The 15,987-nt window shown below is 65.7% G+C and carries 13 protein-coding genes; 5 read left to right on the top strand and 8 right to left on the bottom strand.

The features are described from left to right. Positions 1 to 11 precede the first annotated feature (11 nt). The 5 genes from RM531_RS06160 to RM531_RS06140 all read right to left on the bottom strand — a co-directional run bounded on the left by RM531_RS06160 (position 12) and on the right by RM531_RS06140 (position 5,664). Complete coding sequence (locus RM531_RS06160) at positions 12 to 947, bottom strand: metal-dependent hydrolase (protein ID WP_311658072.1); 936 nt, start codon at positions 945 to 947, stop codon at positions 12 to 14. A gap of 33 nt (positions 948 to 980) precedes the next feature. Next, positions 981 to 1,916: an alpha/beta fold hydrolase gene (locus RM531_RS06155; RefSeq protein ID WP_311658071.1), complete on the bottom strand. Its 936-nt coding sequence runs from the start codon at positions 1,914 to 1,916 to the stop codon at positions 981 to 983. Between the two features lie 216 nt (positions 1,917 to 2,132). After that, positions 2,133 to 2,921: a MerR family transcriptional regulator gene (locus tag RM531_RS06150; RefSeq protein ID WP_311658070.1), complete on the bottom strand. Its 789-nt coding sequence runs from the start codon at positions 2,919 to 2,921 to the stop codon at positions 2,133 to 2,135. 71 nt (positions 2,922 to 2,992) lie between these two features. Further along, the gene (locus tag RM531_RS06145) at positions 2,993 to 3,694 is read right to left on the bottom strand and encodes a DUF4198 domain-containing protein (protein WP_311658069.1); all 702 of its coding nucleotides are present in this window, start codon (positions 3,692 to 3,694) and stop codon (positions 2,993 to 2,995) included. A 62-nt stretch (positions 3,695 to 3,756) separates the two neighbouring features. After that, positions 3,757 to 5,664: a TonB-dependent receptor gene (locus tag RM531_RS06140; protein WP_311658067.1), complete on the bottom strand. Its 1,908-nt coding sequence runs from the start codon at positions 5,662 to 5,664 to the stop codon at positions 3,757 to 3,759. Positions 5,665 to 5,769: 105 nt separating this feature from the next. On the opposite strand from RM531_RS06140, the gene RM531_RS06135 reads away from it, so the two are divergent. The 3 genes from RM531_RS06135 to RM531_RS06125 are packed head-to-tail and all read left to right on the top strand — an operon-like array spanning position 5,770 to position 8,524. Continuing rightward, positions 5,770 to 6,975, top strand: coding sequence for a tetratricopeptide repeat protein (locus tag RM531_RS06135; protein ID WP_311658065.1), 1,206 nt, complete (start codon positions 5,770 to 5,772; stop codon positions 6,973 to 6,975). Continuing rightward, positions 6,972 to 8,099 carry a HupE/UreJ family protein gene (locus RM531_RS06130; protein ID WP_311658064.1) on the top strand — a complete coding sequence of 376 codons (1,128 nt, stop codon included), beginning with the start codon at positions 6,972 to 6,974 and terminating at the stop codon, positions 8,097 to 8,099. The genes RM531_RS06135 and RM531_RS06130 overlap by 4 nt, the downstream gene beginning before the upstream one ends. Next, positions 8,096 to 8,524, top strand: a complete 429-nt coding sequence (locus RM531_RS06125) for a carboxypeptidase-like regulatory domain-containing protein (protein ID WP_311658062.1) — start codon at positions 8,096 to 8,098, stop codon at positions 8,522 to 8,524. Before RM531_RS06130 ends, RM531_RS06125 begins: the two co-directional genes overlap by 4 nt. A 57-nt stretch (positions 8,525 to 8,581) precedes the next feature. Here the strand turns inward: RM531_RS06125 and RM531_RS06120 are convergent, their stop codons facing one another. From RM531_RS06120 to RM531_RS06110, 3 genes are all read right to left on the bottom strand, one after another. Continuing rightward, the gene (locus RM531_RS06120; RefSeq protein WP_311658061.1) at positions 8,582 to 8,866 is read right to left on the bottom strand and encodes a hypothetical protein; all 285 of its coding nucleotides are present in this window, start codon (positions 8,864 to 8,866) and stop codon (positions 8,582 to 8,584) included. A 15-nt stretch (positions 8,867 to 8,881) separates the two neighbouring features. Beyond that, positions 8,882 to 10,462: a DUF4331 domain-containing protein gene (locus tag RM531_RS06115; protein ID WP_311658060.1), complete on the bottom strand. Its 1,581-nt coding sequence runs from the start codon at positions 10,460 to 10,462 to the stop codon at positions 8,882 to 8,884. A 191-nt stretch (positions 10,463 to 10,653) separates the two neighbouring features. Beyond that, positions 10,654 to 12,606, bottom strand: coding sequence for a PhoX family protein (locus RM531_RS06110; protein WP_349255405.1), 1,953 nt, complete (start codon positions 12,604 to 12,606; stop codon positions 10,654 to 10,656). Positions 12,607 to 12,922: 316 nt separating this feature from the next. Here RM531_RS06110 and tkt point away from each other — a divergent pair, with 316 nt between their 5' ends. Then, on the top strand, positions 12,923 to 14,920 hold the full coding sequence (tkt, locus tag RM531_RS06105; RefSeq protein ID WP_311658058.1) for a transketolase: 1,998 nt from the start codon (positions 12,923 to 12,925) through the stop codon (positions 14,918 to 14,920). 54 nt (positions 14,921 to 14,974) lie between these two features. Next, entirely contained in the window at positions 14,975 to 15,982 is a 1,008-nt protein-coding gene (gene gap, locus RM531_RS06100; RefSeq protein ID WP_311658057.1) for a type I glyceraldehyde-3-phosphate dehydrogenase, read from the top strand. Positions 15,983 to 15,987 lie beyond the last annotated feature (5 nt).

The following is a 15,987-nucleotide window of genomic DNA, read 5'->3' as shown; positions in this document are numbered from 1 at the left end:
CCTGAGTCGGCCTAGTGGTGGGTGGCCGCGGCGTAGGCGGCGTCGGCTTCCTCGGTCAGCTGGTCGATGCGGGCCAGATGATGGCTGTTGTTCTGCTGCCAGGGATGGAAGCTGTACTTGAAGTAGGCCAGCCACTCCGGCACCTGGCGACGCAGTACGCCGGGCTTGCCGAACAGGGTGTTGAGCACGGTGAGATGCCCGCGCCAGCCTTCCTTCTTGCAGGCCGGGCTGGCCTGGGTCATCTGGAAGTAGAAGGCGGCCACCAGCGGCCAGAAGATGGCGGTTGCCAGCACCATGCCGCCGGCGCGGTTGATGTAGGCGCCGGGACCACGGCCGATGGTCTTTTCGTAGACGTCATAGGCCACGGCCTTGTGCTCGACCTCTTCCAGGGCGTGCCACAGCCACATGCGCTTGTAGTCGTCCTGGGAGCCGTCCATCACCGATTCGTCGTCGAGGATGGCGCTGCCCATCAGGGCGGTGAAATGCTCCAGCGCCACGGTGGCGGTCAGCGGCACGGCCTTCGGCGTGTTGTCCTTGATCCAGTCCAGCAGCGACCAGACAAAGGCGTCCAGCTTCTCGGCCGGCAGGCCGGCGTCTTCCATCAGTTTGTTGTACTCGATGTGTTCACGCGAGTGCATGGCCTCCTGGCCGATAAAGGCGGTGGCCGCCTTCTTCAGGTCCGGATCCGGAATCTGATCGCGATAGTCGCGCACCGCGTCGATGAACATGCGCTCGCCGGCCGGGAAGAACAGCGACAGCGTGTTCATGAACTGGGTGAGATGGGCGCCCCGTCCGTGCCAGTTGTCGATGTGCTCGGCGGGCGGCAGGAAATGCAGGTCGCGCCGTTCCGGCATCACGCTGGTACCGTCTTCGGGGCGGCCGGAATCCGACACCGTCGGGGCCGACTTGGCCTGGCCGTTGGTGGGCTTGCGGGTTGCTTCACTCATGGTCTTACTCCTGAGTTGTCAGCCGGTTGAGGCTTACGCCGCGGTGCGGCAGTGGTCGATGCGCGCCGCGCGGGTCGGGACGCCGCCCGCCTCGCACTGCGCCGAAAATTCATGGATATGGCGGGCCAGCCACATGGGTTGCGACAGCGGCAGCCAGTGGCCGGCATTGATTTCCACCCGGCGCAGACGCTCGCACCAGGGGGTGGCGCTGGCGGCCATGGCCGGCGTCACGAACGGGTCCGCGGTGGGAATGATCAGTTGCACCGGCACCTGCGCCAGCCGTTGCCGCGGGTGTCGCAGCCGGGGCAACACGTTGGCCCGGTACAGGGCAGTACCGTGCACGCCGTTGGCGGTCTGGTTCGGGTCGCGTTCCGGATGAATCCCCTCCGACCGCGCCATCAGTTGCGGCCAGACGCGTGCCATACCGGCGCGCCACACCAGGCCTGGCAGCAGCGGCAGATGGAAGGCGCCGACGTACCAGGATTTGAGCAGTTGTCCGAACGTGCGCGGGTGCAGCCCCTGCCGGCGCATCCAGTCCCCGATATGGTCGAGGCAGGGGCCGGAGACGCTGGTGAACGAGAGCAGCCGGTCGGCCATGGCCGGATCGGTGGCGACCTCCCAGGCCTGGATGGCGCCCCAGTCATGGCCGACCAGATGCACCGGCTGGCGCGGTGACACATGATCGATGACATCGGTCAGATCGGCTGCCAGTCTGTCGAGGCGGTAGTCGCTGTCCCGCGTCGGGCGGAACGAATCGCCGGCGCCGCGCACATCGAAGGTCACCACCCGCATGCGCGGCGTCAGGTTGGCCGCCGTGTGCCGCCATACCCGGCGGCTGTCGGGATAGCCATGCACCAGCACCACCGTGGCGGCCGTTGCCGAACCGCGCACGTCCACCGCCAGCCAGCCCCCGTCACGGGTGGGCACGCGCTGCGTGTTGCCGTCGCTGTTCGTGTTGCTGGTCGTCATATCGGTGACACCATTAAACGTACCATTGGACGATGTCACATAAATATTCTACATGTCAACTTTCCTGATAAGTTTTTGTTTTTTATTGAATAAACAATTGTGCGTTGCCGCATTCCGGAGCGGTAAAGCGGGCCCGGGCCTGCGGGCAGGGCCGGCGTGGCGAGGCACAGGGGGCAGCGGCGGACGGACGCGAGACCGGCTTCAGCCGGTGCGTCACTAACGCGGGGCGGTATCGATTTCCTGGAGGTGATCCAGTACCTGGGCCAGCCGGTCCCCCAGGAAGCGGTCGGCCGCCTTTTCCATGGCCCGGGCCACTTCCGGCAGCACGGCCATCTCCACCAGCGGGCGCAGGCGCCAGATCATGTCGGAGAGTTCGGGCAGGTCTTTGGTGGGGGGCAGGTCCTCGCCGTAGCGATCGAATACATGGTGGGCAATCAGCTTGACCATTTCCTCGGCGGCTTCCTCGACGTTGCGGCGCAGGTAGGCCACCACGTCCAGCATGTCGGTCAGCGGGATGCCGATGTCCACCAGTTCCTTGCCGGCGTGAAGCATGCGTGGGCTGGGTACCCGGTAGTACATGCCCTCGGGCTGAAGGATGCCCAGTTCCACCGCCTTCTTGAGGCCGCGGCCGGAGAACGCCTTGCCGAACCGCTGTACCAGCTGGGGCATGGTCAGGTAATCCGGCACCTCGTCCGACCAGGGACTGGCGACCGCGGTTTCTAGACCCAGGATCTCGGCGATGTCGCGCCCCTGTTCCCAGCTGGCAATCAGCTCGTCGATGTTGGACAGGGTGTAACCGCGATCCAGCAGCCGGGCGATGATGCGCAGCCGCGAAAGATGATCGTCGTTGTAGACCCCGCGACGGCCGCGGCGCATCGGCGGCGGCAGCAGACCACGATCCTGGTAGGCGCGGATATTGCGCACCGTCATGCCGGAGGTGCGCGCCAGCTCGTCGATGCTGAATTCGCCGGAACGCTTCGCGGATTTGCCCTGTTTGCTGGCCATCCCACTCGGGCTGGATCGAACCGAATCCCGAATTATACGTCACTGCCCGACAGGCAGGATCGTTTCCAATGTCAGGGCCGCGCGTGCAGGTATAGCGCCGAAGCCAGTCCGATTCCCGCCACCTCGGTTTCGATGCCGGCAGCCTCATGGCGAACGGTATAGAGCTGTGCCATGGCGGGATCGTAAGCAATGGTCGCCTTGCCGGCGGCATCGGTTTCCGCTTGAGCCTCGTGACCCGGCACATCCCGCAACACGGTGACCCCCGATAGCGCCTGACCCGCCTGCAATACCTGCACCGGCAGTGGCGCCCCGTCGGTCAGCCCCGCGGGATCGGCAAGTGGCACGATTTCCAACGGAAGGCCCTGCGGCCGGTCGGCAATCGCGCTCCAGCCGAACAGTGTCTTGCCGAACTTGACGAAGCGACGGGTCTTACCGGGTTCGGCGATGTCGGCCTGACGCCCCCGCTCGTAACCGCCCGCGGCCAGGTTCTCGGTGTAGTAGCCGTTGTCGTAATGCAACAGCGCCATGACCGGTTCGCCGGCCGGCATCAGATGGGTCATGCCGTCCTTCCGATCATGGGCATAGAGCAGCTCCCGGCCCTGCGCATCGAGCAGCCGCACGGTCATCAGTCGCTCCAGGGGATAGGCTTCGGGCACCTCGGCCGGATGCCCGAACTCGATCCGGTAATCCGGTGAGACCCAGACGTCGTGGGCTGGGGCCATCACGGGCAGGCACAGCGCGAGTGTGGCGGTCAGCATTCGCAGGTGACGCATAGGCGGGTTCCTTGTACGGGCGGTCGCGTCGGTCACGGATCGCGAGATCAGGCAGAGAGTTCTCAAAGGCGGAATTCGACGCCGGCCAGGGCGTCGATGCGCGGCTTGGGATCGACCACGCCGCCGCCGAAGCCGAAGGCCGATTCCGACAATAGCGGATCCGGCCGCCAGAAGGCCTGGGCGAAAACCCGCCAGCGCGGCGGGCCGTAGGCGATCCGGCTGCCCACCGTGATGATGGCATCCCGGGTAATGGCCGCATCCGCGGTCAGCGGCGTTTCGCCGTAGCGCTGTGCGTAGATGTCGGTAGTCCAGCGCTTGTGACGCCAGCTGACGCCGGCGGTCTGCTGATTCTCCGGAACGCCGGTGACGTCGCCACCACCGTCCTGCTGTCGTGCATCCAGGTGAGTGCTGGTCAGATAGGCCTGCCAGGCACCGCTGTCGTAGCGCAGTTCCACCTCGAAGCCGTCACGTTCGGTGGCGCCGATGTTGACGAATTCGCCCGGCGCGGTTTCCCGGATCTCGCCGGCAGCATCCGTGATGAAGGCGCTCGCGGATGCGCGCCATGGCCCGCGAAACCAGCGCAGGCCGATGTCGGTGCTCTCCAGCTCCACGTGCTCGAGCTGGCGGTAGACGCCGGTGTCCGGGGATAATTCCTCGGCCGAGGGACTGCGAAAGCCGGTGCCGTGATTGGCGAACAGCTCGACGCCGTAGAGTGGTTGCCAGGCCGCGCCGAACCGAGGGGTGACGATGGTGGTGTCGCCGCTGCCGTCGGCGGCCGGATTGAAGCGGTTATCGACCGACGTGTACGCGGAGTCGGCCCGCAGGCCGGCGGTCAGCTTGACGCTGGGCAGTGCCTGCCACTGTGCTTCCGCGAAAACGCCGGCATTCAGGCTTTCGCTGTCGCGGCTGCGCACAAGATTCATCAGGCCTCGCTGTCCATCGGTGGCAAAGCGAGTGCGCTCGCCGTCATCGAAGCGGCCATCGGTGCCGACTCGCCAGAACCAGGCCGGGTCCGCCTGGAAACGGCGAATGATGCGCCAGCCGGCATAGGTGGCATCCGTGAAATCCACGTTCTGGGTCGGGCTGAAACTGGCGAAGCGGCTGCGGTCGTCGCCGCCGACGTAGAGCAATGACTGCCAGCGCTCGCTATCGAAATGAAGCGATGCGCCGTAGACGTCGCTGCGCCCGCCGTCGGTCGGATTGAAGGCGGCTTCCCGATCGATCCGACCGGCCTGCAGATCGGCGAGCGGCAGATAGCCGGGCGCGCCGAAGTCGCGCCGGCTGGCATGGGCCTGAATCCGCAGATGCCCTTCACCAAGGTGGGTAACGTGGTTGCCGAATGCGGAGAAATGCTCCTCGAACTGGTTATTCCGGAATCCGTCCGAGTCTCCCGCATGGAGCACGCCGAACGGCCCGCCGCCGTCCAGCGTCAGCGTACCCTCGAGGCGCGCGAAGCGGCCGCCGGCAAGCCGCACCCGATCATGCTCGGCGTCCGTACGCGTGATGATGTTGATCACCCCTGCCTGTGCGAAGTTGCCGTAGGCGGCGGAGAACGGCCCCTTGATGACTTCGATGCGCTCGATCATCGCGGGCACCAGCCAGCCGATGTCGCCCAGCCCGTGCGCCCGACCATTCGGCTGATTGACCGGCACACCATCGATCTGGATCGCCACGTCGGTACTGTGCCCCCCCGTGAAGCCGCGGATGCCAAGATCATCCCCGATCGCTCCCTGCCCGAGGCTGCGCACTGTCACGCCCGGCGTGGTGCGGAACAGATCGACCACGTTATTGGCGGCCTGACGTTCGATGGCTTCCCGGTCGATGACGCTGCTGTCCACCGGTTGCTGGTCGACAGCGTCGCCGAGCGATGTCGGTCCCGCCGCCTCGCCCGTGACGCCGATTTCGGGCAGGCTCAGCGGTTCGTGGGCGATGGCCGACAATGGCGCCATCGCCAGTAGCAAGGCTGGCATGAATCGCATCGAGTCACTTTTTCTGTTTGTTCCCTGCAAACCACTACGCTGCCGCGCAACCGAGGGATGCGCGTCCGTACTCGGTCGTTGGCACGTAAGCCGCCCATGATGCGAATTTTTCTTGCCGGTCTTTTTCTGCTGCTGGCGCCATCGGTGTTCGGCGGCGAACCCTACCGCCCAGACAAGCCGGACGCCGTCCTTGCGCGGGTCACGCCGGCCTCCGATCCCGGGGCGGCCCGCCTGTCGCAGCTGCGCAAGTCGCTGGATCAGTCGCCCGAACGCGTCGGTCTGGCGGTGGAATACGCCCGTGCGGCCATCGAGCAGGCGCGCGCGACGGCGGATCCGCGCTACCTCGGCTATGCGCAGTCGGCGCTGGCACCCTGGTGGGGCCGGGCAGACCCACCGGACCCGGTCCGCCTGCTCCGCGCGACCATCGCCCAGCGGCGGCATGAGTTCGGCCGCGCCATCGCCGATCTGGATGCCGTGCTTGCAGCCCAGCCCCAGCACGCCCAGGCGCGGCTGACCCGCGCCAGTCTGCACACCGTGCAGGCACGCTACGAGCCGGCGCTGCTGGATTGCGCCGCCCTGACCGGGCAGGTGCGGACCCTGATCGTGGCCGCTTGCGCCGCGCCGCCGGCCAGCCTGTCGGGGTCGGCCCCGGCGGCACTGAATGCGCTGGAGAGCGCGCTGGCAGCCGACGCCTCGGTGAATGCCGGCACCCGCGTCTGGGCCCTGACCATCGCCGCCGAGATAGCCGATCGACTCGGCCGCGCCGATCTGGCCGCCGAACGCTTCGAGCAGGCGATTACCGCGGCCGACGGCGATGATCCCTATCTGCTGAATGCCTACTCGGACTTTCTCCTGGAACGCGGTGAACCAGCGGCGGTGGTCCGGCTGCTGGCGGATCATCAGGCCATCGATGCCGCGCTGCTGCGTCTGGCGATGGCCAACAAGCGTCTGGCGGAAATCGGCAATGCACAAGCCGCAAGCCGATTCGAGAGTCAGCGCGACACGCTTGCGGCCCGATTCGAGGCCGCACAACGCCGCGGCGATACCGTGCACCGCCGCGAACAGGCCATGTTCGAGCTGTATTTGCGCGAGCGGCCGGAACGGGCCCTGTGGCTGGCCCGCGCCAACTGGCGGGACCAGAAGGAACCGCTGGACGCCCGCATTCTGCTGGAAGCGGCGCTGGCAGCGAAGGCGCCCGCCGAGGCCCGGCCCGTGCTCCAGTGGCTGAAAGCACACTCGGTGGAAGCGCCGCGATTGCGGGATCTTGCCGGCCAACTCGAAGCCATGGCGGACCCGGCATGATCCGGGGGCTGATCGTCACGACGCTGGTTCTGGCCGCGGGGGCAGCGCTTGCCCACAAGCCCAGTGACAGCTATCTGCGGCTGCAGGTTGACGGCGCTGCCATCGAGGGGCGTTGGGACATCGCGCTGCGCGACCTGCACGCCCTGGTCGGTCTGGATGGTGATGGTAACGGCGCCATCACCTGGCGGGAGTTGCAGACCCGCCGCCCGGCGGTGACCGAGGCGGCCATGGCCGGCCTGTCGATTCGTGCCGGGGAAGCCGGTTGCGGTTTGCGGGTGACAGAGATGGCGGTGGTCGACCACGCCGACGGCACCTATGCCGCGCTCTCCCTGTCGGGAACCTGTCCGGCGCCGGTCCGGGAGCTGACGCTGGATTACGATTTCCTGTTCGAGCTCGACCCGACCCATCGTGGCCTGGTGAACCTGACATTCGCGGGCACCCGCAGTGCCATTCTTTCGCCGGCGCAGCCGCGGGTGGTGTTCGAGCCTGACAACGCCGGCGCCGTTCGTCTTTTCTGGCGTTATCTGCGCGAGGGGGCCTGGCATATCTGGGCCGGCATCGATCACATGCTGTTCCTGGTCTGCCTGCTGCTGCCGGCCATGCTCACGCGCATCGACGGGGTGTGGGTGCCGGTGGCTTCCGGTCGCCGGGCGTTCATCGACATTCTCAAGATCGTCACCGCGTTCACCCTGGCCCACGCCCTGAGCCTGACGGCTGCCACCCTGGACTGGTTGCGCCCGCCCACGCGCTGGGTGGAGGCGGGGGTGGCGGCCACCATCGTGTTCGCGGCGGTCAACAATCTGCGGCCGCTGGTGCGGCTGGAACGGCTGTGGTGGGTGGCCTTCGGTTTCGGCCTGATCCACGGCGCCGGATACGCCAGCGTCCTCGGCAGCCTGGGCCTGCCGGCCGGGGCCATGACCGTGGCGTTGCTGGGCTTCAATCTGGGTGTGGAGGGCGGCCAGATTCTGGTTGCGGCGCTGGTGATGCCGTTGGCCTTTGCCGCCCGCCGTCAGGACTGGTACCGCCACGGTATCGTGGTGCCCGGCTCGGTCATCATCGCGCTGCTGGGCGGCCTGTGGCTGGTGCAGCGGCTGTTCAACCTGCGTCTGGAGGGATTGTGGTGAAACGACTGCTGGCTGCGGCCTGCCTGATAGTCCCGGTCGTGGCCGGCGCCCACGGCGCCGGGTTCGAGCGATTGCCGGATGTCGACACCGTGGCACTTCGCTTCGCCTACGCCGTGGGTGAGCCCATGGCCGGGGCCCGCGTTGTCGTGACCACCCTGGCCGGTCAGGATCACCAGCGCGGCCAGACTGACCGCGACGGGCAATTCGCCTTCGTGCCGGATCGACCGGGAGACTGGATGGTGGTCGCCGATGACGGGCTTGGCCACGAGGTCCGGGCCGAGGTGGAAGTCGGTGGCGTTGCCGAGGGCGAATCGAGCGCCACGCCCGTCGCCGTCTCCCCGCGTGTGTTGCTGTATGCGCTGATCGGCAGCCTGGCGGTCAACGCCGGGTTGCTGTCCTTCCTGCTGGCGCGGCGGCGGGCATGAAAAAGCCCACTGTGTGCGGCACACAGTGGGCTTGAACACACGCTTGTTGTCGCGTCGCTAGTTGACGATATCCCGCAGCGGCGTGTCGCCGTTACCGATTTCAACCGGTTCATCATCCGGCCCACCGAAGACTCGTGCGAGATCGGCCCGCAGCGCGTCCGGGTCGGTCACCGGCAGGGATTCATCATCCGGATCCTGATTGACGATCGCCGAGGCGCTGTTGCCCATCGGCTGCATCATGTCAGGGTTGTCGTTGAAGAAATTGTTGTCGTCTCCGCCGCAGCCGGCAAGTAAGAGGATGCCGGCCCCCGCGGTGGCGAATGTGAGTCTGTGACGTCGCATTGGTTGCCCTCCGGCTTACGGCGTGGTTGCGCCCGGGATGGGCGTGTCCAGATACGGAAACTGCGTCAGGTAGCTGCCGGGGTTTGGCTGTGCTCCGTCGTTCACCACGTTCCCTCCGTTTAGAGTCGTCCCCGGTACCCCACCGCTCACATCGCAAGTTTGGAGGTTGTTGGGGTTTTCAGCCGTGATGGCGCCCTCAGCAACGGTCAGCGCGATGTCCACGACGTCGTCAACAGGCCTGCGTCCGTTCGGGAAGCCGGCTAGGTCACAGGCCAGAAAGCCCAGGTCCTCCTGCATGCCAACCGGTGTCGGATCAGTCGGGAATGCCGTGTTCAGACGCAGCATTTCGCCGCCCATCGTGATTTCGTCAGCATTGGCGTCCGTAATTGCCTGCGGCTGCGTGAAGTTGGTCATGTTGCCACCCACGTTGGTTCTGATGCCGGTCACAAAAGCCGCAACCAGGTCAAAACGCGGTGTGGCTGGTGGCGGCACTTCGAACAGCGCATTAATCAGTACCGGCAGCGTTGGGTAGAGGACGAAATTGGCGAAGTTGGTCAGATCGTCCTTCGGCTCGCTGTTATTGAATGCATCCTTCTGGTCAAGGCCGATCACGACCTCATTAACCAGCGGGCTTCCCAGGCGAGACACCTGCGTGAAGGCGCCCCCGGACACCGCCGGCGTATCCACCGTCGGGTTCGGCCGCTGAACCTCGGCCTGAGGCAGGCTGGCAGTGGTCCAGGCGCCAATCACCGGTTCATTACCGGCGGTCAGGCAATTCCGGTCAATCTCCAGCGCCAGGGAAGTGATGTTCTTGTCACCAAGGATGTTCCCACCTCTGTCACGATTTCCAACTGGCGGGGCAGGGAGGTTGACTCGGTCGAAGACTTGGCCCAGGTTCACCACGAATCCTTCCTGACGCTGCCCGACGAACAGCTGCGCTGGCGTGTCACAGCCGGGTACATTGACCGTGTAGATGTGGTTGTTGGCGTATGCGGAATAGTCGGGGATGGTCTTGGTGCCGATGTTGTCGACCGGCTTGCGGAACGTGGTGTCGCCGGTACTCATCTGGGTGACGGGGCTGGCCATGCCCTGTTTCCGATCACCTTCGATCAGCGTCACCGTGTAATTTTCGATAACATTAAGGCCAGCGTTGTCATCCACGCCAGGGCCGACCGGACTGGCGTTTCCGCCGGGCCCGACATTGGCAAGCGGGATTGTTACTGGGCTGTTATCCGGGCCGACCGGCAACGACGCGTTTCGATATTCATTGTCGAACTCGAACCGGAAGGTTAGGTCCTCGACCGTATCGCCGTCGTTGTCCACGTGGATTTCGTAACGGGCGTCTTCATCCATGGTGAAGTAGTTGGGTCCGCCGTAGGCATCTTGCAGCGGCTGATAGTTGGCGATCAGCGTGACGAAGTCTTCGCGTCCGCTCTCGTAGCTTCGGAACATGTAGAAGTCGGTGCCGTCGACCTTGGGCTTTTCCGTGATGAACGGTGCCTCGCGGTGACTGGAGGCGAAGGCCGCCGATCCCGCGGCCAGGGTGACGGCCAGCGTGGCCGCCGTCCCGATAATTGGGTGTGTTCGGTTCAGCATGAAGATGTGCTCCCTTCCTGTAGTGCCTGGCCAGGCTTGGCCCGCCCTTCTCACTCGCCATCGGAATGTCGGTGATACCAACTCCTACGCCGGCGGGATGACTTCGGATTCAGGAATCGCCGGATCGGGCAAAAAAATGCCCGGCCACCGGGGCCGGGCAAACGAGTTTCGCGAGGTTGTCGCGAGGGGGATCAGAGGGCGATTTCGCCGTCGTCTTCGCGCGAGATGATGACGGTGGCCGACCGGGGGCGGGCGCTGCCGCCGTCCGGCCAGTTGCCGCCCGGATGCTGGATGTTCACGAACATGGTGCGGTAGTCAGGCGTCATCTCCACGCCGGTGACTTCGCAGCCCACCGGGCCGACGAAGAACCGCTTGAGGCTGGCCTGGGTGTCGGGGTTGACCGTGCGGTCGCCATTCAACTGGGCCGGAACCACCGCCAGCATCTGGTCGTTGGTGTCCGAGTCCAGCGGCGCGCCGTTGTCGGTCTGGATCCAGAGCACGCCGCGCTTGTCGAACCACAGGCCGTCCGGGCTGCCGAATTCGTTGTCCAGCGTCAGGCCGGAGATGTTGAAGCTCGGGTCCGCATTGGCGTTGGAACCGAAGACGAAAATATCCCACACGAAACCGGTGGCGGCGGGGTTGTCATCGTTCTCGGCAAGCCGGATGACGTGACCGTGGGTGTTCGGACCGCGCGGGTTGGCGGCGTCGGTCTGGTCCGGGCCGCGGTTGGTGTTGTTGGTCAGCGTGAAATAGATTTCGCCGGTGCTGGGATCGGTGGTCGACCACTCCGGCCGGTCCATCGGCGTGGCGCCAAGCACATCGGCCGCCGTGCGGGTGTTGACGAGCACGTCCGCCTGGCTGACGAAGTCACTGGCCAGTGCCGGGTTGCTGTCGTAGTCGAGCGGCAGCCATTCGCCGCTGCCGTCCGCGTCGAGGCGGGCAACGTAGAGCGTGCCGTTGTCCAGCATGTTGGTGTTGGGCTGGGCGGGGTCCCAGGCCTCGGCGGTGACGAACTTGTACATGTATTCGCCGCGAGCGTCGTCACCCATGTAGAAGGCAATGGGGCGGCCGTCCACGATGCGGCCCGGTTCCGCGCCTTCGTGGCGGAAGCGGCCCATGGCGGTGCGCTTGACGGGCGTAGCAGCGGGATTGAACGGATCGATTTCCACCAGCCAGCCGAAGGTGCTGGCTTCGTTGCGATAATCGCTGGCGGCGTCCGGGCCGCTCGGCGTCGTGTCGAAGCGGGCGAACTCGCCGTTCACTTCCGAGGGATCACCGGCGACATTGCTCCAGAGATAACCGAAGCCGGTATCGGTCAGGCCGTAGCGGGCCTTGTCGCGCGGCGGGTTGGCTTCCGTGGTGATGAAGTAGCCCTGAATATTCTCTTCGCAGGCCAGGTAGGTGCCCCACGGCGTGAAGCCGCGGCCGCAGTTGTTGACGGTGCCACGGGTGGTCATGCCCGAATTGTCATAGGCGGTGACCATGAACTCGCTGCCGGCGGCCGGGCCGGACAGCGACATCGGCGTGGCCGCGGTGATGCGGCGATTGAAGCCGCCCTGGATCACGCCCCAGTTGCGGTCGGTGCCCTGGGCGATTTCCACCACGCTTACACCATGCGCGTTGATGTCCTTGCGCACCTCGTCGGCATCGGTGGGCGCGCCGTTCATGTCCGTGGCGCGGCCATCGCCGGCGAACAGCGTGGGGTTGGAGTATTCGTGGTTGATCACCAGCAGGCCGCGGGTGGCGCTTTCCGAGCGTTCCGGTAGCGGGAAGAAGGTCATGCCGTCGTGGTTCGCGCCGATCTGCTGCGCCTGTTCGGCGGCCGTGTTGCTGCCATCGCCGGCGTAAGCCGGGAAGCTACCGGTGAACGGTGTACCCCAGGGGATCAGAACCTGCATCCGATAGCCGTCCGGGATGGATACGGAATCGGCGCTGGAGCCGGCAATGGAGTTGAACGAAAGGCCGGGCGTGGCGGCGTTGGCGCCGCCGTTCGAGTCGCCGCCACAGGCGGACAGGCCGGCGCCGGCGAAGATGGTGGTGGCGGCCAGGCCGAGCCCGCCGCGCAGCGTATCGCGGCGTGACACGCGGGCCTCTAGAATCTGGTTGAAATGCGGGCTGCTGCTGTTGGACAGCGAGCCTTCCATCTCCTTGATGGCGTCCGGATCGGTAATGGTCGGGCGATTGCGGGTCATGGTGGGCACCTCTGGCTTGCATTGGCTGGCTTGGGGTCCGGCTCAAGCTAGCCAACCGACATGACCATCACGTTGAGGTTTGCTGACATCGGCATGACAGCCGCGCCCAGCCTGGCAGCGGGAATGCGCTACCGCCGGCGTTCGACACCCCAATCGAATAAAAGAAAACTTATTAAGAAGATATCAAGTATTAATAGAGCTAATGTTGCCGGGGGGGGCGGATTCGTAGAAAATGGCCGGCCTTTCCGCCAGCGGGCACAGGGTAACCATGACCAAACGACGAGAACTCGCGGACGCCATCCGGATTCTGGCGATGGACGCGGTCCAGGCCGCCAATTCCGGTCACCCCGGCATGCCCATGGGCATGGCCGACATTGCCGAAGTTCTCTGGAATGATTTCATGCGGTTCAACCCGGCCAATCCCGACTGGCCCGACCGGGATCGCTTTGTCGTGTCCAATGGCCACGGCTGCATGCTGCAGTACGCGCTGTTGCATCTGAGCGGTTACGACCTGCCGCTGCAGGAAATCAAGAATTTCCGTCAGCTGCATTCGAAGACGCCGGGTCACCCGGAATACGGCATCACCCCCGGGGTGGAAACCACCACCGGGCCGCTGGGGCAGGGGCTGGCCACGGCCGTGGGCATGGCGCTGGCCGAGGCGCGGCTGGCCGCCGAGTTCAATCGCGACGGCCTGAATCTGGTCAACCACTGGACCTATTGCTTCGCCGGCGATGGCTGCCTGATGGAGGGCATTTCGCACGAGGCCTGTTCGCTGGCCGGCCATCTGGGCCTGGGCAAGCTGGTGGTGTTCTACGACGACAACGGCATCTCGATCGACGGCGAAACCGCCGGCTGGTTCACCGACGATACCCCCAAACGCTTCGAGTCCTATGGCTGGCAGGTGGTGCGCAACGTCGACGGCCACGACGCCGATGAGATCAAGACCGCGATCGAAACCGCCCGCAAGAATACCGATCAGCCCACGCTGATCTGCTGCAAGACCGTGATCGGCTGGGGCTCGCCCAACATGCAGGGCACCGCCGGCGTGCACGGCGCGGCACTGGGTGATGACGAGGTGGCCCGGGTGCGCGAGAAGCTGGGCTGGTCCGACGACACCCGTTTTGCCATCCCCGATGCGATCTACCAGGCCTGGGACAAGCGCAGCAAGGGGGCGGAGCTGGAAAAGGCCTGGCGCGCGCTGCACGAACAGTACAAGGCCGCCAACCTGCAGGCCGCCACCGATTTCGATCGCCGGATGGCCGGCGAACTGCCGGCCGACTGGGCAAGTGTGGCCGACGAGTTCGTCGCCGCGACCCAGGCCAGCGGCAAGGACGACGCCACCCGCAAGGCCTCCAAGGCGACCATCGGCGCATTCGCCGCCCATCTGCCGGAACTGCTGGGCGGCTCGGCCGACCTGTCCGGCTCGAACGGCACCGACTGGAGCGGCCACCAGCCGATCAAGGTCGGCGACTTCAGCGGCAATTACCTCTACTACGGCGTGCGCGAATTCGGCATGACCGCCATGGCCAACGGCCTGTCGCTGCACGGCGGCATCATTCCCTTCTGCGCCACGTTCCTGACCTTTTCCGATTACGCCCGCAACGCGGTGCGGCTGGCCGCGTTGATGGGTATCCGCAACGTCCTCGTCTACACCCACGACTCCATCGGCCTGGGTGAAGACGGCCCCACCCACCAGTCGGTGGAGCACGTGGCCAGCCTGCGACTGATTCCGAATCTGGAAATGTGGCGGCCCTGCGACGACGTCGAAACCGCGGTGGCCTGGCGACGTGGCCTGGAGCGCCGCGACGGCCCGGTGGCGCTGGCGCTGACCCGGCAGGGCGTCCCTCACGAGACCCGCAGCGATGCGCAGGTGGCGGCGATTGCCCGCGGCGGCTATGTGCTGCTCGAGCCGGATAGCGACCCGGAAGCCATCGTCATCGCCACCGGTTCGGAAGTCGGCCTGGCGATGGCGGGCGCCCGGGCACTGGCGGAGGAAGGTCGTGCGGTGCGCGTCGTGTCCATGCCCTGCGTGGAACGCTTCGACGCCCAGGATCAGGCCTATCGCGAATCGGTGCTGCCGCCGGGCGTGACCCGTCGATTGGCGGTCGAGGCCGGGGTGACCGATAACTGGCACCGCTTCGTGGGCAACGCCGGCCGAGTCATGGGGGTGGATACCTATGGCGAATCCGCACCCGGCCCCGTGGTTTACGAGCATTTCGGCCTGACCGAGGCCGGCGTGGCGAACGCGTTGCGCGACCTTTTCTAAAACAACAGGCGCGGGGGTCCCGCGCCGGTACAGGACTCAAGGAGAGACAACGGCATGGCAGTGAAAGTTGGTATCAACGGCTACGGACGAATCGGCCGCAACGTGTTGCGCGCGCTCTATGAAGCGGGCCGCACCGACGAAATCGAGATCGTGGCGATCAACGATCTGGGTGATGCGGAAACCAACGCCCACTTAACCAAGTACGACACTGCCCACGGCCCGTTCCCGGGCACCGTATCGGTCGAAGGTGACAACCTCGTGGTCAACGGCGACCGCATCAAGGTGCTGGCCGAACGCGATCCGTCGAAGTTGCCCTGGGGGGAACTCGGCGTGGATGTGGTGCTGGAATGCACCGGTCTGTTCGCCAAGCGTGACAAGTGTCAGCCGCACCTCGACGCCGGCGCCAGGAAGGTGATTATCTCCGCGCCCGCCGGCGTGGACCTGCCCACGATCGTCTACGGGGTGAATCACGACAGCCTCACCGCCGATGACGACATCATTTCCAATGCCTCCTGCACCACCAACTGTCTGGCCCCGCTGGTCAAGCCGCTGCAGGACAGCATCGGCATCGTGCACGGGCTGATGAACACCATCCACTCGTACACCAATGACCAGGTGCTTACCGACGTGTATCACTCGGACCTGCGCCGCGCCCGCTCGGCCACCCAGAGCATGATTCCGACCAAGACCGGTGCGGCCGCCGCGGTGGGCCTGGTGATGCCGGAGCTCAACGGCAAGCTGGACGGTTTCGCCGTGCGGGTGCCGACCATCAACGTGTCGATGGTGGACCTGACCTTCACCGCCGCCCGCGACACCAGCGTCGACGAGGTGAATCAGGTACTCAAGTCGGCCTCGGAAGGCGCGCTCAAGGGCATCCTGAACTACAGCGAGGCGCCGCTGGTCTCCCAGGACTTCAACCATGATCCGGCCTCGTCCACGGTCGATGCGCCGCTGACCAAGGTTATCGAGGGCAAACTGGTCAAGGTGCTGGCCTGGTATGACAACGAGTGGGGTTTCTCCAACCGCATGCTGGACACCACGCTGGCGCTGATGCGCGCCTGAACGCA

This window comes from Spectribacter acetivorans (assembly GCF_031846305.1).
Taxonomy (GTDB): Bacteria; Pseudomonadota; Gammaproteobacteria; order Nevskiales; family Salinisphaeraceae; genus Spectribacter; species Spectribacter acetivorans.
Note: the sequence above shows the minus strand (reverse complement) of the source record. Positions and strands in the feature narration are given on the sequence as shown.